Origin of the sequence: Pseudomonas sp. CFBP13508 (assembly GCF_005233515.1) — a bacterium.
GTDB classification, from domain to species: domain Bacteria; phylum Pseudomonadota; class Gammaproteobacteria; order Pseudomonadales; family Pseudomonadaceae; genus Aquipseudomonas; species Aquipseudomonas mercuritolerans.
Map to the genome: position 1 here is coordinate 153,706 of NZ_QFZZ01000008.1, position 20,083 is coordinate 173,788.

A 20,083-nucleotide genomic window follows, 5' to 3' on the forward strand; every position below is an offset into this window, starting at 1 on the left:
CTATCTGACCTGATAACCGCGACTGCTCAGGCAGTTGCCCTGCGCCTGGCGATAGGCCTGAACCACTTCGGGTGCCGGTTGGTAGGTCGCGGTGCGCGGGTCGAAACCGCTTTGCTGCACCGCGTACTGAGAGCACTGGTAACCGTCCTGCTGCACCTGCTGCGGTGACTGGCCGTTGGCCGGGTAGGCTTCGACGTCATAGCCCTGAGCTTGCGGTTGCGACGGTTGCTGCAGCGGCGGCTCGACCACCACGTAATCCTGCGTCGCCTCCTGATAGGCGTAATAGGAACCGGCGGCGAGGAACAGCAACGAACCACCGATCCACACTTCACGGGCGTAATCCGGCAAATACTGGATGCGGATCCCGCGCGGCGGCTGCACGACGATGTAGCGCGGGCCTTGCGGGCGATACCAGTAGCCGCCGGAATAGAAGTAATCCTGACCGCGATACGGCACGCGGTAATCACGATCCGGGAAACGATCGATCACATGGCCCGGGCGATATTGCGGGCCAGGCCCCCAGCCATTGCCATGACCGTTGGGCCGTCCCGGCCAGCGGTTGTCATCGGGACGCGGCTGCGTCTGCCACTGTTGATTGTGGTAACCGTTCTGCGGGCGCTCGTCGCGGTAGTAACCCTGACGCGGCTCCTGGGTCTGGTGCACGGCGTCGGGACGCGGCTGGATCGGCAGGTTATTACCGGGCTGGCGAGGCGGTTGCGGACGCTCATCGGCACGGTTGCGGTTCTGCCATTGACCGTCATTGTTATGCGGCTGGCCGTTGTGCTCGAACTGACGGCTGTTGTCGCCACGGATGATCCCGTCGTTCTGCGGCCCGTTGCCCGGCCCGCGATTCTGCGGCTCATCGGCCAGCGCTTGCGCACTGACCCCCACACAGAGCAAACCAACACCGGCCAGACGCCAGATGCGCGAATTCATGCTTTTCCTCACTGCGGGAGCCTGTCGTTGGCAGGGCTTATTGCTGAGACTCGAAACAGCCCCACCGGGTTCTGCAACAGGTTATCAGTCGCGCGACTTATTTATTGAGGCGCCAACATGAAATCGCAGGCAAGAAAAAAGGGAGACCCGTCGGCCTCCCTTCTGAGAACTTCGTCCTGGCTCGACGCTTTTGACGTCGGCTCACCTCACGCCGTCTTCTGGACAGTGTGCAGCTCGGGGGCCGGCACATCCCCGGTGGGGGTGGCGGCCGCGGCGGGCCTGATTGGGCGGGCCGCGTGGACTGTGTTACCGAGCAGTGATTCTGGTGATAAGAATAGGCCTGAAGCCGCGACAGAGGATTGCGAAAATTGCTCAATTAAACACTGCTTGCGCAATTTTTAACCCTGGATAGATAATCCGCCGCAATAGTTACGACCAAGGACAGATTGATGAGCAAACTCGACCGGTATGACCTGAGTATTTTGGCGGAATTGCAGCGCGACGCCCGTATCTCCAACCAGGAACTGGCCGAACGCATCGGTCTGTCGCCCTCGCCCTGCTCGCGCCGGGTCAAGCAGCTGGAAGACGATGGCTATATCTCGCGCCAGGTGGCGCTGCTCGATCGCAAGATGCTCGGCTTGAGCCTGACCGCGTATGTGCTGATCGGCATGGACCGGCACACGCCGGAACGTTTCGAGAATTTCGAAGCGGCAATCCGTACATTGCCGCAGGTGCTGGAATGCAGTCTGGTGACCGGAGTGGATGCCGACTACCAGTTGAAAGTGGTGGTGCCGGATATGGATCACTACCAGAAATTGCTGCTGGGGCATCTGACCCGGATCGAGGGGGTCACCAGCGTGCGGTCGAGTTTTGTGCTGAATCAGGTGCTCAACAGCACCGAACTGCCGCTGACTCATTTGCGTAGCTGATATCGCTTTCGCGAGCAGGCTCGCTCCCACAGGGAATGCATTTCAACCTGTGGGAGCGAGCCTGCTCGCGAAGGGGCCGGCACAGGCGACGCAGATCAATGCCCCGCCATCCGCCCTTGGCGTATACTCGCCGCCGCCCTTTCAGCCCTGTCCGCGCCGGAGATCGCCAATGGATCCAGCACTGTTCGAAGAGTGGATGATGACCGGTCTGGTCAGCATCCTGATCATTTTCATGGGTTTCATCGTCTGGGATCTGGCGAAGAAGTCCAAGGCCGGGCGGTTCGGCTCGTTCATTCTGTTTTTCGTGCTGGGCCTGGGCGTGGCCGCGTTCATCATCAAGAGTGTGGTGATCGGCCTGATCGAATCCGGCGCCTTATAAGCGCGCCGGCACTTCCTGCCACTGGCCCTGATCCAGCCCTTCAATCGTCCAGTCGCCAATCCTGACCCGCACCAGACGCAACGTCGGTAACCCGACTGCCGCCGTCATGCGCCGCACCTGACGGTTGCGCCCTTCGCGAATCACCAGTTCCAGCCATGAAGTCGGTATGGTTGCGCGAAAGCGTACCGGCGGATTGCGCGGCCACAACTGCGGCTCAGCCAGTTGCCGCGCTTCGGCGGGCAGGGTCATGCCGTCATTCAACTCGACGCCATCGCGCAGGCGCTGCAACTGCTCGGCCGTCGGCTCGCCCTCCACCTGCACCCAATAAGTCTTCGCCAGTTTGTGTTTCGGATCGGCGATGCGCGCCTGCAACTGGCCGTCGTTGGTCAGCAGCAACAAACCTTCGCTGTCGCGATCCAGACGTCCGGCCGGGTAAATCCCCGGCACATCGATGTAATCCTTGAGTGTCGCCCGCCCTTCACCGTCGCTGAATTGCGTCAGCACATCGAAGGGTTTGTTGAACAGGATCAGTTTCGGCTCGGCCGGTGGTGCCTTGGCAACACGGCGCGGGGCAGAAGACTGAGGCTTCACGCCGGGACGGCGCGAAGGTGGACGCGGGAGACGGGACATAAGAGACAGAACATTTAGCGATCAGGGCTGACAATGCTAGTGCCCCGACCGCCAAATGACCACGACTAACCGTTAACGGAACGGCGGCTCGTCGAAGCTGCGCAACTTGCGCGAGTGCAGCGAGTTGAGCTCGGTGCGCAGCAGATCCACTGCTTCGATGCCGATTTTCAAATGCTGGCTGACCGCGCGTTCATAGAAGGCGTTGGCCGAGCCCGGCAGTTTGATTTCGCTGTGCAGCGGCTTGTCCGAAACGCAGAGCAACGTGCCGTAAGGCACACGCAGGCGATAACCCTGCGCTGCAATAGTGCCGCTTTCCATGTCCACCGCGACCGCGCGGGACAGGTTGATCAGCGGCCGCTCCTGAGCCCAGCGCAGTTCCCAGTTACGGTCGTCGTAGGTCAGAACCGTGCCGGTGCGCAGGCGCTTCTTCAGATCGTCGCCCTTCTCGCCAGTGACATTCGCCGCTGCCTGTTGAAGCGCAAGCTGCACTTCGGCCAGTGCCGGGATGGGGATATTCGGCGGCACCACGCGGTCGAGAATGCCGTCGCGACGCATGTAAGCGTGCGCCAGCACATAGTCGCCGATGGTCTGCGACTGACGCAGGCCGCCGCAATGGCCGATCATCAGCCAGCAATGCGGGCGCAGCACGGCCAGGTGATCGGTGATGTTCTTGGCGTTGGACGGGCCGACACCGATGTTGACCAGCGTCACGCCGTGACCATCGCTGGCGATCAGGTGATAGGCGGGCATCTGGTAACGGTGCCAGACCACACCGGCGGCAATTGCCGAGGCTTCGCCGTGGTCCATGCTCTTCTCGATGATCACGTTGCCCGGCAGGACCATGCGCACGAACCGCGGGTCGCGGCGCAACTGCTCCAGACCATGAACGATGAACTGGTCGACGTAGCGGTGATAGTTGGTCAGCAGAATCCACGGCTGCACATGGCGCCAGTCGCTGCCGGTGTAATGCACCAGACGGCGCAGCGAGAAATCCACGCGCGCGGCGTCGAACAGTGCCAGTGGCAGCGGATCGGTGTTTTCCCAGTCGTAGAGACCGTCGGCAATGCCATCGGTAGCGGCGGACAGATCGGTACTCGGGAATACCCGCGCCAGCACCGCCGCAGTGACGCCGGAACCGGCCAGTTCATCGCCCTGTTCGACCACGTACGGATAAGGAATGTTCTGCTGGCTGACGCCGACTTCGACGGTCACGGTGAAGTCGTGCATCAACGGCGTCAGTTGTTCAAGCAGGTATTTGCGAAACGCCGCCGGGTGGGTGACGGTGACGCTGTAAGTGCCCGGCAACTGCACCTTGGCGTAAGCGCGGGTGGTCTGCGGCACTTCGCCCTGGCAGTGGTAGGTCAGACGCAGTTCGGGATAACGAAACAGAGCACGCTGTTCGGCGTCGGGCTCGACGCGGTCCTTGAGGTAACGCTTGAGGGCAGAATTCAGCGCAGTGGTGGCCCGCTCATGCAGCTCGGCCAGACGATCCACGGCTTGTTCGGCGGTTTGAACGACAATAAACGCTTCGGTCACGATCAGCTTCCTGTGTTCTGACTTGCAGAGCTTCATCTTGCCTGCATCGTGGACGCACGGGAACAGTGGCGTTGTGGCGACACTTAAATCTGCAGACCAATGATGTCCCCTGTGGGAGCGAGCCTGCTCGCGAATGCGGTGGATCATCCAATAAAGATGTCGACTGACACACCGCTTTCGCGAGCAGGCTCGCTCCCACAGAGGAGGGATTTGAGGTGGGTCAGAAAAGCTGTGGAGTCGAGCGGGCGACGATCGCTTCGACGTCCAGCCCACGCGGCAACGCGCCATAGACGCGACCGCCACCGCTCAGACGGCTGGCAATGAAAGCATCACTGACCGCCGAATTCCCCGCCTCCAACAGAAGCCTGGCCTGCAACCCGAGCGCGATGTCTTCGGTCAACTGCCGCGCTCGATACTGAATATCACTGGTGTCCTTGAACTGCGCCTGCAACTGCTGGATATGCGCGGCCAGACGCTTGTCGCCATGGCCATCGCCCAGTTCGCTGAACAGCACATCCAGCACGCCCGGCTCCTTTGACAATGCGCGCAGCACATCCAGACATTGCACATTCCCCGAACCTTCCCACGTCGAATTCACCGGCGCTTCGCGGTACAGGCGCGGCAGGATGCTGTCTTCGACATAACCGGCGCCGCCCATGCATTCGGCGGCTTCGTTGATCATTCCTGGCGCGCGTTTGCAGATCCAGTATTTGCCCACCGCCGTCACCAACCGCGCGAACTGCGCTTCGTGGCGATCATCCAGATGATCGAGCGCCTTGCCCATGCGCAGACTCAGCGCCAGCGCCGCTTCGCTTTCCAGGGCCAGATCGGCCAGCACGTTCTGCATCAGCGGCTGCTCGCTGAGCAATTTGTCGCCGACCTTGCGGTGCGCGCAGTGATGGCTGGCCTGGGTCAGCGCCTGGCGCATCAGCGAACTGGAACCGACCATGCAATCGAAACGGGTCATCGCCACCATCTCGATAATGGTCGGCACGCCGCGCCCTTCTTCGCCGATCATCCATGCCAGTGCGCCACGAAACTCCACTTCGCTGGAGGCGTTGGACTGGTTGCCGAGTTTGTTTTTCAGACGCTGGATGTAGAACTGATTGCGCGTGTCGTCCGGGCGATGGCGCGGCAGCAGGAAGCAGCTCAAGCCCTTGTCGGTTTGCGCCAATGTCAGGAAGGCGTCGCACATCGGCGCCGAGCAGAACCACTTGTGCCCGACCAGTTCATAGGCCTGACCCGGGCCGCTGGGGCCGACCGGATAGGCTTTGGTGGTGTTGGCGCGGACATCGGTGCCGCCCTGCTTCTCGGTCATCGCCATGCCGATGGTCACGCCGGCCTTGTGCGCCATGCCGACGTTGCGCGGATCGTATTCGGTGGCGAGGACTTTCGGCAGCCACTGTTCGGCCAGCTCCGGCTGCAAGCGCAGGGCCGGCACGCTGGCGAAGGTCATGGTCAGCGGGCAACCACTGCCGGCCTCGGCCTGGCTGTGCAGATAGGTCATCGAAGCGCGGGCGACATGCGCGCCGTCCTGCGGGTGTGCCCAAGGCAGCGAGGTCAGGCCATGTTCGATCGCGGTGCGCATCAGCTCGTGGTAAGCCGGGTGAAACTCGACCAGATCGATGCGATGGCCGTAGCGATCATGGCTGGCAAATAGCGGTTTGTTCTGGTTGGCGAGAAACCCCGCTTCCATCAGCGGCCCACCCGCCAGTGCGCCATAGGCATCGATGCGCGACTCGGCCCAACCGGCACCAAAACGCCGCGACCACTCCTGTAGCGGCAGGTCGATGCGGTACAGGTTGGTGCCGTCCAGCGACGGCGGCTGATTGGTGACTTCGTGGGTTTCGGCGAACTGATGCAGGTTCATGACGGCGCTCCTTGTTCAGCAATGGCACCAGTTAAGCACTGGTGCTTTTTTGAACAAAGTGTCATAGGCGCCGTTTTTGCGGCGCTTTTACCCCATCAGCAACTGAGCACGCGGCGCTGCAAGGCAGCCTGCAGATCCTCGAATTTCACTGGTTTGTGCAGATAGTCGATAGGCGCGCCCGGGGCGCATTGTTCGAGATCCGCACCCAGCGCCAGCATGAACACTGGCAAATGCGCGCAGCCTGGCAATGCATGGATCTGGCAGCACAGCGATGCGCCTTCGTGGCGGGGCAACTGGCAATCGATCAGCACCGCATCAAAACTTTCCCGTTGCAGGCAGTCCAGCGCGGCGGCGCCGTTGTCAGCGCTGCGCACGCGAAAACCGAGCTTGAGCAACATGCCACGCATCACCAGTTGATTGACGCTGTCGTCGTCCACCAGCAGCACCGTGCAGTCCTGCGGCGCACGAATGCAATCGCGGGTCGGCTGATCCGCAGGCGCTTCGATCACCGGCAGTTCGAATTCGACATCGAGCTGGAAGCGGCTGCCGCGTCCCGGCTCGGAACGATGGGTGAGTTTGCCGCCGAGCAACTCGACCAGTTGCCGACAGATCGCCAGACCAACACCGAGGCCGCCGTATTCGCGAGTCATCGAACCATCGAGCTGGAAGAAACGCTGATACAGGGTCGCCTCGCCCAGATCAGTGAAACCGATGCCGGTGTCGATCACCGCAAACGACAGCGCCATGCGCTCATCCGCCGACGGCCGACCGGTAACGCGCAACGCCAGGCCGCCGACGCGGGTGAACTTGATCGCATTGTCCAGCAGGCATTCCAGGCACTGCGCCAGTTTCGCGCTGTCGCCGAGCAAGCGATCCGGCAGGGTCGGCAGCACCTCGACCTTGAAGTCCAGTGACTTGCTCGCTGCATTACCTTCGAACTGCACGCGCAACGCCTCGACCACTGCGCGCAGGCTGAAACTGCCCGGCGTCGCCTTGAGCTTGCCGGCCTGCAACTCAGTGAGCGTGAGGATGCCATTGACCATGCGCATCATGTCGCGGGCGGAACCGGCGGCGGTCTGTTGATATTGCTCTAGCTCGGGATCGAGGTCGACGGTCTGCATCAGCTCCAGCGAACCGATCACGCCGTTCATCGGCGTGCGCAATTCGTGGGTCAGCGTGGCGAGGAATTCATCCTTGAGCTTGTTGCTGTGGGCCAGTTGCTGGTTGAGCACTTCGAGTTTCTGCCCGGCGTCGAACAAGGTCTGCGCCTGTTGTTCGCGCATGGCGTTGATGCGATCGGCCAGCGCCAGCGACAGCAGCGCCACCTCGATCGCCGAGCCGATCTGGCTGGCGTACATGGTCAAAAACACGTTGGGCAGCAGGCCCAGCACCATCAGCGTATTGACGATGCCGCCGAGCAGGAACGCCGACCAGGCGATGATGAAGTAACGCGCAACGCGCAAGCCGCGCCACCAGGCAAGAATCCCGGCGGCAAAGATCACCACGGTGAAGGTCAGCGCCAGTGTGGTCGCCAGGCGCAGGGCCAGGGCGTAACTGGTCATCAGCGACAGGCCGATCACCAGCGCACTGAAGGCAATCAGGCCGATCAGCAAGCGATCCAGCCAGGGGCTGTGGGTCTTGGTCTGCAGGAAACTGCGGGCGAACTGGCTGCCGAACAGCCCGGCGCATCCGATGAAAAACGGCGTCGCGGCGTTGGCCCACCATGGGTTGTCCGGCCAGAAATACTCGACCGCCGCGCCGTTCACCGACAATTGATAGAGGCCGAACGAGCCGATATAGAAGATGTAATAGAGGTAACTGGTGTCGCGCACGCTCAGGTAGATGAACAGGTTGTAGACCAGCATCCCCAGCAGCACGCCATAAATGATGCCGAGTACATACAGGCGCACCGGTTGATCTTCGAGGTACGCAGTACTCGACCACAACGTCACCGGCGCCTGGATCGAGCCTTCGCTGGCCAGGCGCAGGTACAGCGTCTGTTGTTGATCCGGTTTGAAGGGAAGGTCGAACAGGTAATTGTTCTGGCGGATCTCGCGACTGGCGAAGGGCAAGGCATCGCCGGTCTGGCGCACCAGTCGGTATTCGCCGCGGGCATCAGGCAAGTACAGATCAAGGAGATCGAGTGGCGGATACGCCAGCTCCAGCAGCCAGGTGCGCTGGGCGGCCGGGTTGCTCGGGCGGTAATGCAGGTCGATCTTCAGCCAGAACGCCGAGCGCGAGTAACCGGCGTTGAGCGTGGCTTTGTCGTGGGTTTTGAACTGGCCGGCGGCATCTTGCGCGCGGACGTCGGCAATCGTCGCCTGACCGCTCGGGTCTTCGAACACTTGCAGCGATCGGCCCAGTGGCAGGCTCTGGGTGAATTCGTCGAATTCGACAGCGCTCGCCATAAGGGGCAAGCAGAACAGCAACATCAGCAAATAGCGCATTGAAGCCCCAGCGTGGCTCGTCCGGTTGTGTCAGGAAGCCCCCCATTCCTTTTGAGTAGACGTAAAACCGGTATTACCTGTGATTGTTTGGATCCAGCCTAGCATAGCCGTTGATGGCCATTGAGCACCATGGAAATTTTTCCTACAACAGCTCTAGAACGGGCGTTCCAGGGCAAAGCGCCGAGATAGAGCTGTTGGGTTGGTCAACTCGCGCCGACGGCCTCATTGATAGGTGACCAATTGTGGCGAGGGGATTTATCCCCGTTCGGCTGCGAAGCAGTCGCAAGTCCATCCAGCGAGGTGTGTCAGAAAGAACCGGATTGCAGGGTTTGGGGCCGCTTCGCAGCCCAGCGGGGCGGTGCGACGTTTCGCTAAATCCCCTCGCCACAGTTGTGGTTCATCTCCTCACTGCAGTGTTGTCAGACAATCTGTTGCGGATCGCTGTCAGGACTGAACCCCAAAATCAGCTTTGGTGGTAAGCTCGCGCACCATGAATATCTACAGCTCCCGCCCCGTTGTCCTCTGTCTCTCCGGCCACGACCCCAGTGGTGGCGCCGGCTTGCAGGCAGATATCGAAGCCTTGCTCGCGCAGGGTTGCCATGCGGCTCCGGCCGTCACCGCCCTGACCGTGCAAGACACCGTCAACGTCACGGACTTCCGCGTCCTCGACCGTGAGTGGGTACTGGCCCAGGCCAACGCCGTGCTCAACGACTCCGAAGTCGCAGCGGTGAAACTGGGCATGCTCGGTTCGCTGGAGATGGTCGACACCGTGGTCGAACTGCTCTCGGCGCACCCGCACCTGCCAGTGGTCTGCGACCCGGTGCTGCGTGCCGGCGGCGGCGGACGCCTGGGCAAGGATGAGGTCGGCTACGCGATGCGCGAGCGTCTGCTGCCGCTGTCGATCATTGCCACCCCTAATCTTCCTGAAGCGCGCATCCTCGCCGAACTGCCCGAAGGCACGGCCGACGAGTGCGCAGAAAAACTCCTGCCATTCGTCAAAAACCTGCTGATCACCGGCGGCCATGGCGACGAAACTGAAATCCACAACCGCGTGTACAGCCGCGACGGCCTGCGCGAAACCTTTATCTGCCAGCGCCTGCCGGGCAGCTATCACGGCTCCGGTTGCACGTTGGCCAGCGCCCTCGCCGGTCGCCTGGCTCAGGGCGAACACCTGGCCAGTGCCGTGCGCAGTGCGCTGGATTACACCTGGCGGACCCTGCGCGATGCCGAACAACTGGGCAAAGGCCAGTTCGTGCCGCGTCGCCTGCCGCTGGATTTCTGCTCGTAACGTCGTGAGGTCTGCCCGATGAAACTCCGTGGCCTGTATGCCATTACCGACAGCCAGTTGCTGGCCGGCAAGTTTCTGTCTTATGTGGAGGCGGCGCTCGACGGCGGCGTCACCCTGCTGCAATACCGCGACAAGAGCAGCGATGAGGCCCGCCGTCTGCGCGAGGCCGAGGCGTTGCGCAACCTGTGCGAGCGCTACAAGACGCAACTGATCATCAACGATGACGCCGAACTGGCCGCGCGCCTCAACGTCGGCGTGCACCTCGGCCAGACCGACGGCCCGCTGTCGCCGACCCGTGCCCTGCTCGGTTCGAAAGCCATCATCGGTTCGACCTGCCATGGGCAAATCGCTCTGGCCGAACAGGCTGCCAAAGAAGGCGCGAGTTACGTCGCCTTCGGCCGCTTCTTCAATTCCACCACCAAACCCGGTGCGCCGAGTTGCAGCCTCGACTTGCTCGACGAAGCCAAACGCACGCTGCACTTGCCGGTCTGCGCGATTGGCGGCATCACCCTCGATAACGCCGCGCCGCTGGTGGAGCACGGTGTCGATCTGCTCGCCGTGATCCACGGTTTGTTCGGCGCCGAGAGCAGCGCCGAAGTGACCCGCCGCGCCCGCGCCTTCAACGAACTTCTGAAAATCTGATTTGAGAGCCCGATCATGTCTCGTTCCGAAACCCTGTTTGCCAATGCTCAGAAACACATCCCCGGCGGCGTCAACTCGCCGGTGCGCGCGTTCAAGAGCGTCGGCGGCACCCCGCTGTTCTTCAAACACGCCGAAGGCGCTTATGTCACCGACGAAGATGACAAGCGTTATGTCGATTACGTGGGTTCGTGGGGCCCGATGATCCTCGGCCACAGCCATCCGGACGTGCTCGACGCGGTGCGCAATCAGCTGCAACACGGCCTGTCCTACGGCGCACCGACCTCGATGGAAACCGAGATGGCCGATCTGGTCTGCTCGCTGGTGCCGTCGATGGACATGGTGCGCATGGTCAGCTCCGGCACCGAAGCGACCATGAGTGCGATCCGTCTGGCCCGTGGTTACACCGGGCGCGACAGCATCATCAAGTTCGAAGGCTGCTACCACGGCCACTCCGACAGCCTGCTGGTCAAGGCCGGTTCCGGCGCTCTTACCCAAGGCGTACCGAGCTCGGCCGGCGTGCCGGCAGCGTTCGCCAAACACACCCTGACCCTGCCGTTCAACGACATCGACGCGGTTGAAGCGATGCTCGCCGAAGTGGGCGAAGAGGTGGCGTGCATCATCGTCGAGCCGGTGGCTGGCAACATGAACTGCGTGCCGCCAGCGCCGGGCTTTCTCGAAGGCCTGCGTTCGCTGTGCGACAAGCACGGCGTGGTGCTGATTTTCGACGAAGTGATGACCGGTTTCCGCGTCGCCCTCGGCGGTGCCCAGGCGCACTACGGTGTGACGCCGGACCTGACCACGTTCGGCAAGATAATCGGCGGCGGTATGCCGGTGGGCTGCTTCGGTGGCAAGCGCGAGATCATGCAGCGCATCGCCCCACTGGGTCCGGTGTATCAGGCCGGTACGTTGTCGGGTAATCCGCTGGCGATGGCTGCCGGCCTGACGACCTTGCGTCTGATCAGCCGCCCGGGCTTCCACGCCGAACTGACCGACTACACCGCGCGCATGCTCGACGGTCTGCAGCAGCGCGCCGATGCCGCCGGCATTCCGTTCGTGACCACTCAGGCCGGCGGCATGTTCGGTCTGTACTTCAGCGGCGCCGACGACATCGTCACCTTCGACGACGTGATGGCCAGCGACGCGGCAATGTTCGGTCGCTTCTTCCACTTGATGCTGGAAGGTGGCGTGTACCTGGCGCCGAGCGCTTTCGAAGCCGGTTTCACCTCGATTGCCCACGGCGAAGCCGAGTTGCAACTGACGCTGGACGCTGCCGAGCGTGCCTTCGCTGCACTGAAATAATCGCCGTACCGCTGACGTTGGCTATGGCCAGCGTCAGCTTTCACCTACATCCGCTCGGTTTTTCCGACGCGTCTGCGAAAATCCTGCCCGAATCGGGCGATATATTCCCCAAGCAGCAGAAAAACGAGTAAAGACTTTGTAAGGATGGCCCTGCTTATTTCATAATGCGCGCTTATTGGATCCCTCGACGGGTCCGCGTGCCCTCCAGAGGTAAGTCGATTCCCATGAACCGCACCGGCCGCACCCTTGCATTGGGCTGCCTGTTGCTCCTTCAGCCCCTGCTCGCGCATGCACAAGCAGGCGGCAACTCGTTGTTGATCCCGGCGATGGGTCGTTGCACCCTCAATACTCAGCCGCAAGACGTCACGCAGGCACTGGCCGCCTGCCAGAAAGCGGCGGACGAAGGGGACGCGCAAGCGCAATACGAGTTGGGTGAGTTCTACTACGACGGCAAGAACGCGCCGCGCGACCTCAATCAAGCCCTGAGCTATTTCGAAAAGGCCTCGTTGCAAGGCCACGCCCAGGCGCAATACAAGCTCGGCAGCATGTTCTTCCACGGTGAAGGCGTGCAGGCCAACAATATCCAGGCCTACATCGTGCTGAAGATGGCAGCGGTCAACGGTGCCGAAGAGGCGCTGGACACGGCCGACGAAGTCTCGGAAAAAATGTCCCGCGAAGATCTCGAAACCGCCACTCAGGTGCTCGGGCAGATTTTCCGCAAATACCTCATGGAACTGCAGAACGCCGATGGGCGTACGCCGTTTTCACCTCTTCCCTGATTTTTGCGCCGACCTTTCTGGCCTCTTCGCGAGCAGGCTCGCTCCCACAGAGAATCTTCTGAACACTGGAGATCTACTGTGGGAGCGAGCCTGCTCGCGAATGAGGGCGACGCGGTCCTGAAGCTTACTTCTCAGGCATCGGCATCGGAAACGGCATGACATTGCCGACCGCGCCCCGGGCCTCGCTGATTTTCGGCGTGCCCAGACGTTCCACTTCGTCGATGCGCACGATCGAATGCATCGGTACAAAGCTGCGCACCACGCCTTCGAACTGCGCCTTGAGCTTTTCTTCGCTCGGATCGACGACCATTTGCGTACGCTCGCCAAAGACGAATTCTTCAACTTCCAGGAAACCCCACAGATCACTTTGATAGATCTGCTTGGCGTACATTTCGAACACCTGGCCCTGGTTGAGGAAAATCACCTTGTAGATTGGAGCTTCGCGTTTGGTCATGGCGGGCGGATAACATCGGGGTAAAAATGAGGGCGCGAACTATAGCATAGCCACCGGACGCACAGCGGTAGGAACCTGACGGCTTGTTCCCTATAATGCGCGGTTCTTTGAATCACGTGACGACCCGAATCCATGGCCAACAAGCTTTACATCGAAACCCACGGTTGCCAGATGAACGAGTACGACAGCTCGCGCATGGTCGATCTGCTGGGCGAACATCAGGCCCTGGAAGTCACCGCTCGCGCGGAAGACGCCGACGTGATTCTGCTCAACACCTGCTCGATCCGCGAGCGCGCCCAGGATCGCGTGTATTCGCAGCTCGGCCGCTGGCGCGAACTGAAGCTGGCCAACCCGGACATGGTCATCGCCGTCGGCGGTTGCGTGGCCAGTCAGGAAGGCGCGGCGATCCGCGATCGCGCTCCCTACGTTGACGTGGTGTTCGGCCCGCAGACCCTGCACCGGCTGCCGGAAATGATCGATGCCGCGCGCATTACCAAGCTGCCGCAAGTCGACGTCTCCTTCCCGGAAATCGAAAAATTCGACCACCTGCCGGAGCCGCGTATCGACGGCCCGAGCGCTTATGTGTCAGTGATGGAAGGTTGCAGCAAGTACTGCACGTTCTGCGTGGTGCCGTATACCCGTGGCGAAGAAGTCAGCCGGCCGTTCGATGACGTGATCGCGGAAATCATTCACCTTGCCGAACACGGCGTGCGTGAAGTGACCTTGCTCGGGCAGAACGTCAACGGCTATCGCGGCCAGACTCACGACGGTCGTCTGGCCGATCTGGCCGAACTGATTCGCGTGGTCGCCGCTGTCGATGGCATCGACCGCATCCGCTACACCACCTCGCATCCGCTGGAGTTCTCCGACAGCCTGATCCAGGCCCACGCCGAAGTGCCGGAACTGGTCAAGCACCTGCACTTGCCGGTGCAGTCGGGTTCGGACCGAATTCTCGCGGCGATGAAGCGCAACCACACGGCGCTGGAGTACAAATCCAAGCTGCGCAAATTGCGCGCCGCCGTACCGGGGATCTGCATCAGTTCGGACTTCATCGTCGGTTTCCCCGGCGAGACCGAGAAAGACTTCGAACAGACCATGAAGTTGATTGCCGATGTCGGCTTCGATTTCTCCTACTCGTTCGTCTATAGCCAGCGCCCGGGCACGCCCGCTGCCGATCTGGCCGATGACACGCCGGAAGAATTGAAGAAAGAACGTCTGAACGCGCTGCAACATCGTTTGAATCAGCAGGGCTTCGAGATCAGCCGACAAATGGTCGGTTCGATCCAGCGCATTCTGGTGACCGATTATTCGAAGAAAGACCCGGGCGAGCTGCAGGGCCGTACCGAGAATAATCGTATCGTCAACTTCCGCTGCGACAATCCGACCCTGATCGGCCAGTTCGCCGACGTGCACATCGACGCCGCGCAACCGCACTCACTGCGTGGTTCGCTGATTCAATAACGCTGCATTTCTCCTGTGGGAGCGAGCCTGCTCGCGAAGGCGATCTGTCAGACAAATCAATATTGAATGTGTCGCCGCCTTCGCGAGCAGGCTCGCTCCCACAGGTACAGCGTCAGAGGCATGAATCGGGCGGGCTCATTTAAGAGCTTTCGCACCCACGCCACTGGCGTTATCCTTGATTTCATCCTAATTGCCCCAGGGCGGCTAAATACGACCTTGAACGCACCCATCGAACCACATCGTTTTCTCCTCGAGCCTTTTGAGGCTCGCCGCTTCGCCAATCTGTGCGGGCAATTCGACGAGCATTTGCGCTTGATCGAACAGCGCCTGGCCATCGAGATCCGCAATCGCGGAAACCAGTTCGAGTTGATTGGCGATCCAAAACTCACCACGTCCGCGGAAAACCTGCTGCGCCGCCTGTACCGGGAAACCAAGGGTACCGAGCTGTCGCCAGACCTGGTGCACCTGTTCATTCAGGAATCAGCAGATATCGACAACCCGGCCCCTGCCGAAGCGACCGTCGCCCTGCGCACCAAGAAAGGCATGATTCGCCCGCGCGGCTTGAATCAGCAGCGCTACGTGAAGGAAATCCTCGGTAACGACATCAACTTCGGCATCGGCCCGGCCGGTACCGGCAAGACCTATCTGGCCGTGGCCTGCGCGGTGGATGCGCTGGAGCGCGAGCAGATCCGCCGCATCCTGCTGGTGCGTCCGGCGGTCGAAGCGGGCGAAAAACTCGGCTTCCTGCCCGGCGACCTTTCACAGAAGATCGACCCGTACCTGCGCCCGCTATACGACGCGCTGTACGAAATGCTCGGTTTCGAATACGTCGCCAAGCTGATCGAGAAACAGGTAATCGAAGTCGCACCGCTGGCCTACATGCGCGGTCGCACGCTGAACAACAGCTTCATCATTCTCGACGAGAGCCAGAACACCACCGTCGAGCAGATGAAGATGTTCCTCACGCGCATCGGCTTCGGCTCCACCGCCGTGATCACCGGTGACATCACGCAGGTCGACCTGCCGCGCGGCACCAAGTCCGGCCTGCACCATGTGATCGAAGTGCTCAAAGACGTGCCGGGCATCAGCTTCACCCACTTCCAGCCCAAAGACGTCGTGCGCCACCCGTTGGTGCAGCGGATCGTCGAGGCCTACGAGCGCTTCGAGACCCGTGCCGAAGCCGCGAAGGAAGCCTCGCGCGATGCTTGAGTTGGATCTGCAAATCGCCACCGAGGCCAGCGCGCCGAGTGAAGCCGAGTTCCGCCAGTGGTGCGAACTGGCCCTGCGCCAGCGCAGCGCTGATTCGGAAATGACCATTCGTCTGGTCGACGAGGAAGAAGGCCGCGAGCTCAATCACACCTGGCGCCACAAGGACTACGCGACCAACGTGTTGTCGTTCCCGGCGGAAGTGCCTGACGAGTTTCTCGATATCCCGCTGCTCGGCGATCTGGTGATCTGCGTGGCCGTGGTCGAACGCGAAGCCGCCGAGCAGGGCAAGGAACTAAAGGCCCACTGGGCACATCTGGTCATTCACGGCTGCTTGCATCTGCTCGGTTACGACCATATAGATGACGACGAAGCCGAGGAAATGGAAGCACTGGAACGCGAGTTGCTTGCTGAACTGGGCTATCCCGATCCGTACGCGGATGACGAAACCGAACCAACCCCCATCGTTACAACAAAGGATTCAGAGTAATCGCTATGAGCGAAGATCGATCGAGCAACGGGCAGAAGTCATGGCTGGGTAAACTGACCCAGGCTTTTGCCCACGAGCCGAAGAACCGTCAGGAGCTCCTCGAGCTGCTGCGTGATGCACATCAGAACAAACTGCTGGACAGCGAAGCGCTGGCCATCGTAGAAGGCGCCATTCAGGTGGCTGACCTGCAAGTTCGCGACATCATGGTGCCGCGTTCGCAGATGATCAGCATCAAGGCGACCCAGACACCCCGCGAATTCCTCCCTGCCGTGGTCGACTCGGCCCACTCGCGCTATCCGGTCATCGGCGAAAGCCATGACGACGTGATGGGCGTGCTGCTGGCCAAGGACCTGCTGCCGCTGATCCTCAAGGAAAACGGCGACAGCTTCAACATTAAGGACCTGCTGCGCCCGGCCACCTTCGTGCCGGAGTCCAAGCGTCTGAACGTGTTGCTGCGTGAATTCCGTGCCAACCACAACCACATGGCCATCGTCATCGACGAATACGGCGGTGTGGCCGGCCTGGTGACCATCGAAGACGTGCTCGAGCAGATCGTCGGCGACATCGAGGACGAGCACGACGTCGAAGAAGACAGCTACATCAAGCCGCTGCCCAGCGGTGACTTCCTGATCAAGGCGCTGACGCCGATCGAGAACTTCAACGAGTTCTTCGACAGCGAGTTCTCCGACGACGAGTTCGACACCGTCGGCGGCCTGGTGATGAGCGCGTTCGGGCACTTGCCAAAACGCAACGAAACCACTGAAATCGGCGCTTATCGTTTCCGCATCCTGAACGCCGACAGCCGTCGGATTCATTTGCTGCGACTGACGCCTATCGCTCGTTAATTCTAAGGACTGAAATGCGCTGGACAACCCGCCCCGGCTGGCCCGGTAACCTGCTGGCCGTGGCGGCCGGTGCAATCACCACATTCGCTCTCGCACCTTTCAACATCTGGCCGCTGGCATTGCTGGCGGTCGGTCTGTTCTATGCCGGTTTGCGTGAGTTGAGTCCGCGTCAGGCACTGGGCCGTGGCTGGTGCTTCGGCTTTGGCCTGTTCGGCGCCGGCACCAGTTGGATCTATTACAGCATTCATCATTTCGGCGGCGCTTCGGTGTTGCTCGCCGGATTCCTGATGCTGCTGTTCACCGCGGCGATTGCCTGGTTCTTCGCCCTGCCCGCCTGGCTGTGGGCGCGCTGGTTGCGACGTAACGAAGCACCGCTGGCGGATGCCTTGGCCTTTGCGGCGTTGTGGGTCGGCCAGGAAGCGTTTCGTGGCTGGTTCCTTACCGGTTTCCCATGGCTTTATTCCGGCTATAGCCAGCTCGACGGTCCGCTGGCCGGACTCGCGCCGGTGGGCGGTATGTGGCTGGTGTCGTTTGTTCTGGCACTTACAGCAGCGCTGATCTACAACGCTCCGCGCTTGTTGCAGGCACGCCGCAAAGGTTTTGTCGCGGCCGGTGTGGTACTGCTGGCGGGGCCTTGGGTGGCGGGCATTGCCCTCAAGGGCCACGCATGGACCAGCCCGTCCGGCGCACCGCTGACGGTCGCCGCAATTCAGGGCAATGTCGCGCAAAGCATGAAATGGGACCCGGCCGAACTCAACGCGCAACTGGCGCTGTACCGTGATCTGAGTTTCCGCTCCAAACCAGTCGATCTGCTGATCTGGCCCGAGACCGCCGTGCCGGTATTGAAGGAGTCCGCCGAGGGTTACCTGACGATGATGGGCAACTTCGCCGCCGAGCGTAAATCGGCGTTGATCACCGGTGTGCCGATCCGCCAGACCGTGCATCACGAGCGGCGCTTCTTCAACGGTATCACTGTGGTCGGCGAGGGCGATGGCACTTACTTGAAGCAGAAACTGGTGCCGTTCGGCGAGTACGTGCCGTTGCAGGATGTGTTGCGCGGCTTGATCGCGTTCTTCGACCTGCCGATGTCGGACTTCGCGCGCGGCCCGTCGGATCAAGCGCTCTTGCAAGCCAAGGGTTACCAGATCGCACCGTTTATCTGCTACGAAGTGGTCTATCCGGAATTTGCCGCCGGCCTGTCGGCACGCAGCGATCTGCTGCTGACGATCAGCAACGACACCTGGTTCGGCACTTCGATCGGCCCACTGCAACACCTGCAGATGGCGCAGATGCGCGCGCTGGAGGCCGGACGCTGGATGATCCGCGCCACCAACAACGGCGTCACCGGCCTGATCAACCCGTTCGGGCAGATCACCGAGCAGATTCCACAGTTCGAACAAGGCGTGTTGTATGGCGAAGTGGTGCCGATGCACGACCTGACACCGTATCTGCAATGGCGCTCGTGGCCGCTGATCGTGTTGTGCCTGCTGCTGTTTGGCTGGGCGCTGATGGCCAATCGGATGTCAAAAACCCTCTGAGAAATGTGGCGAGGGGATTTATCCCCGCTGGAGTGCGCAGCAGTCCCCTCTTCTGAAGGTAAGAGAGGGGCCGCTACGCGCCCCATCGGGGATAAATCCCCTCGCCACGATGATCTTCAGCGGTAAAACAGCGAATACCCCACCTGCCCCACCGCCTCATTGAGCAACTGCCCGCTCTGCCAGATCGACTTGAACTCCGGCAGCCAGCCGCCGAACGGCCGGGCATTATCGGTACCGAGGAAACCCACCGGCGCCGGCACCACTTCGAATCCCGCCTGTTCAAAGCTCCACACCGCACGCGGCATGTGCCACGCCTGCGTCACCACGACAACCCGCTTGATCCCCTGCGGCAAGAGAATATCGGCCGTCATCTTCGCGTTCTCCCATGTGGTGCGGCTCTCGCCTTCCTGCCAGCGCACCGTTACGTCGAAATCATCGCGCAACGAATCTGCCATCAATTTCGCTTCGGTCGGCGGCGTGCCGTAGTGCAGGCCGCCGCTGGTCAGAATCGGCAGGCCCGAGGCCTTGGCCAGGCGCGCCGCGTAACGCTGACGCTCAAGACCGATGCCGGTCGGCTGGTCTTCGCCCCAGGCGATGTCTCCGCGCTCGCGACCCGAGCCCAGCACCACAATCGCATCGGCACGTTGCGCCAGGGTCGTCCATTCTGACCGCGCCAGCGGCGGCTCACGTTCCAGCGCCTTGGCGCTCCACTGCACCACCACCGGCAGGCTCATCAGCAGCAGGCCACCAAAACCAACGGCAAAACACACGCCAGCCAATCGCGGCCGCGAGCGGCGCAGCCACCAGGCGGCCAGCAACAGCAGCAAAAGAATGCCGGGCGGCAGTAAAAGTTGTTTGATGAAATATCGAAAGGGCATCGGGCATCTCCAAAGATGCCCGAAGCCTAAGAGTGTTGATTACGAGTTACAACCAATAGGCGGGATCCTGTTGCAAAAGATCCGTTTCATGACCTGCCATGCGCTTACTTGGCCTGCACAGAACGCACCTTGCCGGTGTCTCTGCGCGGCGCCTTGTCCTTGAGCCAGATGACCTTGGCCGAATGTGCTGCATCGAGTTGCTTCACTGCTTGAGACAGGCATCCCTGCGTTTCACGTTCACTGCGATCCAGATAGGCCTTGACCAGTTTGAACTCGGCGGGGCTCAAGCCACGCAATTCCAGTTCCAGGGGGCGCTCGTCGCGCAGCCGGTCGGCGGTTTTCACGGCGTCCAGCGCCATGCCCAGACGATCGATCAACCTTTCGTACAACTCGGGTTTCGTTACGTTTTTTTTCCGTTGCTCCACCATCCCTCACCTCATTGAAGATAAGACTCACTCCCCAGTTAGAGCTTAGCT

19 protein-coding genes and 1 pseudogene are annotated in these 20,083 nt (G+C 61.3%); 11 read left to right on the plus strand and 9 right to left on the minus strand.

Annotation, left to right across the window (positions count from 1 at the left end; genetic code table 11):
* Positions 1–936, minus strand: coding sequence for a DUF6515 family protein (locus tag PspCFBP13508_RS21615; RefSeq protein WP_130911850.1), 936 nt, complete (start codon positions 934–936; stop codon positions 1–3).
* Between the two features lie 449 nt (positions 937–1,385).
* On the opposite strand from PspCFBP13508_RS21615, the gene PspCFBP13508_RS21620 reads away from it, so the two are divergent.
* The gene (locus tag PspCFBP13508_RS21620) at positions 1,386–1,865 is read left to right on the plus strand and encodes an Lrp/AsnC family transcriptional regulator (RefSeq protein ID WP_007909658.1); all 480 of its coding nucleotides are present in this window, start codon (positions 1,386–1,388) and stop codon (positions 1,863–1,865) included.
* Between the two features lie 169 nt (positions 1,866–2,034).
* Complete coding sequence (locus PspCFBP13508_RS21625; protein ID WP_016773053.1) at positions 2,035–2,244, plus strand: DUF2788 domain-containing protein; 210 nt, start codon at positions 2,035–2,037, stop codon at positions 2,242–2,244.
* Here PspCFBP13508_RS21625 and PspCFBP13508_RS21630 read toward each other — a convergent pair.
* From PspCFBP13508_RS21630 to PspCFBP13508_RS21650, 5 genes and pseudogenes are all read right to left on the minus strand, one after another.
* Complete coding sequence (locus PspCFBP13508_RS21630; RefSeq protein WP_137215653.1) at positions 2,239–2,874, minus strand: pseudouridine synthase; 636 nt, start codon at positions 2,872–2,874, stop codon at positions 2,239–2,241. The genes PspCFBP13508_RS21625 and PspCFBP13508_RS21630 overlap by 6 nt on opposite strands.
* Before the next feature lie 72 nt (positions 2,875–2,946).
* The gene (amn, locus tag PspCFBP13508_RS21635) at positions 2,947–4,446 is read right to left on the minus strand and encodes an AMP nucleosidase (protein ID WP_016773051.1); all 1,500 of its coding nucleotides are present in this window, start codon (positions 4,444–4,446) and stop codon (positions 2,947–2,949) included.
* A gap of 73 nt (positions 4,447–4,519) precedes the next feature.
* Positions 4,520–4,609 (minus strand): annotated as a pseudogene (locus PspCFBP13508_RS27835) (metal ABC transporter ATP-binding protein); the annotation flags it as partial.
* 21 nt (positions 4,610–4,630) lie between these two features.
* Entirely contained in the window at positions 4,631–6,280 is a 1,650-nt protein-coding gene (locus PspCFBP13508_RS21645) for an acyl-CoA dehydrogenase family protein (protein WP_137215654.1), read from the minus strand.
* A gap of 95 nt (positions 6,281–6,375) precedes the next feature.
* Entirely contained in the window at positions 6,376–8,727 is a 2,352-nt protein-coding gene (locus tag PspCFBP13508_RS21650) for a hybrid sensor histidine kinase/response regulator (RefSeq protein WP_137215655.1), read from the minus strand.
* A gap of 490 nt (positions 8,728–9,217) precedes the next feature.
* On the opposite strand from PspCFBP13508_RS21650, the gene PspCFBP13508_RS21655 reads away from it, so the two are divergent.
* From PspCFBP13508_RS21655 to PspCFBP13508_RS21670, 4 genes are all read left to right on the plus strand, one after another.
* Positions 9,218–10,015 carry a hydroxymethylpyrimidine/phosphomethylpyrimidine kinase gene (locus PspCFBP13508_RS21655; protein WP_007909650.1) on the plus strand — a complete coding sequence of 266 codons (798 nt, stop codon included), beginning with the start codon at positions 9,218–9,220 and terminating at the stop codon, positions 10,013–10,015.
* A gap of 18 nt (positions 10,016–10,033) precedes the next feature.
* A complete protein-coding gene (gene thiE / locus PspCFBP13508_RS21660; RefSeq protein WP_024014437.1) occupies positions 10,034–10,657 on the plus strand; it encodes a thiamine phosphate synthase in 624 nt (207 codons plus the stop codon).
* Between the two features lie 15 nt (positions 10,658–10,672).
* Entirely contained in the window at positions 10,673–11,956 is a 1,284-nt protein-coding gene (gene hemL / locus PspCFBP13508_RS21665) for a glutamate-1-semialdehyde 2,1-aminomutase (RefSeq protein WP_130912138.1), read from the plus strand.
* 224 nt (positions 11,957–12,180) lie between these two features.
* On the plus strand, positions 12,181–12,735 hold the full coding sequence (locus PspCFBP13508_RS21670; protein ID WP_041477733.1) for a tetratricopeptide repeat protein: 555 nt from the start codon (positions 12,181–12,183) through the stop codon (positions 12,733–12,735).
* 124 nt (positions 12,736–12,859) lie between these two features.
* Here PspCFBP13508_RS21670 and PspCFBP13508_RS21675 read toward each other — a convergent pair whose 3' ends face one another.
* A complete protein-coding gene (locus tag PspCFBP13508_RS21675; RefSeq protein WP_016773045.1) occupies positions 12,860–13,189 on the minus strand; it encodes a DUF1820 family protein in 330 nt (109 codons plus the stop codon).
* Positions 13,190–13,321: 132 nt separating this feature from the next.
* Here PspCFBP13508_RS21675 and miaB point away from each other — a divergent pair, with 132 nt between their 5' ends.
* From miaB to lnt, 5 genes are all read left to right on the plus strand, one after another.
* The gene (miaB, locus tag PspCFBP13508_RS21680; protein ID WP_137215656.1) at positions 13,322–14,650 is read left to right on the plus strand and encodes a tRNA (N6-isopentenyl adenosine(37)-C2)-methylthiotransferase MiaB; all 1,329 of its coding nucleotides are present in this window, start codon (positions 13,322–13,324) and stop codon (positions 14,648–14,650) included.
* Positions 14,651–14,866: 216 nt separating this feature from the next.
* Positions 14,867–15,859, plus strand: a complete 993-nt coding sequence (locus PspCFBP13508_RS21685; RefSeq protein ID WP_016773043.1) for a PhoH family protein — start codon at positions 14,867–14,869, stop codon at positions 15,857–15,859.
* Positions 15,852–16,346: an rRNA maturation RNase YbeY gene (gene ybeY / locus PspCFBP13508_RS21690; RefSeq protein ID WP_101160585.1), complete on the plus strand. Its 495-nt coding sequence runs from the start codon at positions 15,852–15,854 to the stop codon at positions 16,344–16,346. The genes PspCFBP13508_RS21685 and ybeY overlap by 8 nt, the downstream gene beginning before the upstream one ends.
* A gap of 5 nt (positions 16,347–16,351) precedes the next feature.
* Complete coding sequence (locus PspCFBP13508_RS21695) at positions 16,352–17,191, plus strand: HlyC/CorC family transporter (protein ID WP_122610970.1); 840 nt, start codon at positions 16,352–16,354, stop codon at positions 17,189–17,191.
* Between the two features lie 14 nt (positions 17,192–17,205).
* Positions 17,206–18,729: an apolipoprotein N-acyltransferase gene (gene lnt / locus PspCFBP13508_RS21700; protein WP_137215657.1), complete on the plus strand. Its 1,524-nt coding sequence runs from the start codon at positions 17,206–17,208 to the stop codon at positions 18,727–18,729.
* A 116-nt stretch (positions 18,730–18,845) separates the two neighbouring features.
* Here lnt and PspCFBP13508_RS21705 read toward each other — a convergent pair whose 3' ends face one another.
* Positions 18,846–19,607 (minus strand): YdcF family protein, encoded by a 762-nt coding sequence (locus PspCFBP13508_RS21705; protein ID WP_130912135.1) that lies wholly within the window; start codon positions 19,605–19,607, stop codon positions 18,846–18,848.
* Between the two features lie 104 nt (positions 19,608–19,711).
* Complete coding sequence (locus tag PspCFBP13508_RS21710) at positions 19,712–20,035, minus strand: hypothetical protein (RefSeq protein WP_024014441.1); 324 nt, start codon at positions 20,033–20,035, stop codon at positions 19,712–19,714.
* Positions 20,036–20,083: the final 48 nt, after the last annotated feature.

Excerpts from the sequence above, each read along its gene's own strand:
- PspCFBP13508_RS21615 (WP_130911850.1), bottom strand. The coding sequence starts at position 936 with ATGAATTCGCGCATCTGGCGTCTGGCCGGTGTTGGTTTGCTCTGTGTG.
- PspCFBP13508_RS21620 (WP_007909658.1), top strand. The coding sequence starts at position 1,386 with ATGAGCAAACTCGACCGGTATGACCTGAGTATTTTGGCGGAATTGCAG.
- PspCFBP13508_RS21625 (WP_016773053.1), top strand. The coding sequence starts at position 2,035 with ATGGATCCAGCACTGTTCGAAGAGTGGATGATGACCGGTCTGGTCAGC.
- PspCFBP13508_RS21630 (WP_137215653.1), bottom strand. The coding sequence starts at position 2,874 with ATGTCCCGTCTCCCGCGTCCACCTTCGCGCCGTCCCGGCGTGAAGCCT.
- amn (WP_016773051.1), bottom strand. The coding sequence starts at position 4,446 with ATGAAGCTCTGCAAGTCAGAACACAGGAAGCTGATCGTGACCGAAGCG.
- PspCFBP13508_RS21645 (WP_137215654.1), bottom strand. The coding sequence starts at position 6,280 with ATGAACCTGCATCAGTTCGCCGAAACCCACGAAGTCACCAATCAGCCG.
- PspCFBP13508_RS21650 (WP_137215655.1), bottom strand. The coding sequence starts at position 8,727 with ATGCGCTATTTGCTGATGTTGCTGTTCTGCTTGCCCCTTATGGCGAGC.
- PspCFBP13508_RS21655 (WP_007909650.1), top strand. The coding sequence starts at position 9,218 with ATGAATATCTACAGCTCCCGCCCCGTTGTCCTCTGTCTCTCCGGCCAC.
- thiE (WP_024014437.1), top strand. The coding sequence starts at position 10,034 with ATGAAACTCCGTGGCCTGTATGCCATTACCGACAGCCAGTTGCTGGCC.
- hemL (WP_130912138.1), top strand. The coding sequence starts at position 10,673 with ATGTCTCGTTCCGAAACCCTGTTTGCCAATGCTCAGAAACACATCCCC.
- PspCFBP13508_RS21670 (WP_041477733.1), top strand. The coding sequence starts at position 12,181 with ATGAACCGCACCGGCCGCACCCTTGCATTGGGCTGCCTGTTGCTCCTT.
- PspCFBP13508_RS21675 (WP_016773045.1), bottom strand. The coding sequence starts at position 13,189 with ATGACCAAACGCGAAGCTCCAATCTACAAGGTGATTTTCCTCAACCAG.
- miaB (WP_137215656.1), top strand. The coding sequence starts at position 13,322 with ATGGCCAACAAGCTTTACATCGAAACCCACGGTTGCCAGATGAACGAG.
- ybeY (WP_101160585.1), top strand. The coding sequence starts at position 15,852 with ATGCTTGAGTTGGATCTGCAAATCGCCACCGAGGCCAGCGCGCCGAGT.
- PspCFBP13508_RS21695 (WP_122610970.1), top strand. The coding sequence starts at position 16,352 with ATGAGCGAAGATCGATCGAGCAACGGGCAGAAGTCATGGCTGGGTAAA.
- lnt (WP_137215657.1), top strand. The coding sequence starts at position 17,206 with ATGCGCTGGACAACCCGCCCCGGCTGGCCCGGTAACCTGCTGGCCGTG.
- PspCFBP13508_RS21705 (WP_130912135.1), bottom strand. The coding sequence starts at position 19,607 with ATGCCCTTTCGATATTTCATCAAACAACTTTTACTGCCGCCCGGCATT.
- PspCFBP13508_RS21710 (WP_024014441.1), bottom strand. The coding sequence starts at position 20,035 with ATGGTGGAGCAACGGAAAAAAAACGTAACGAAACCCGAGTTGTACGAA.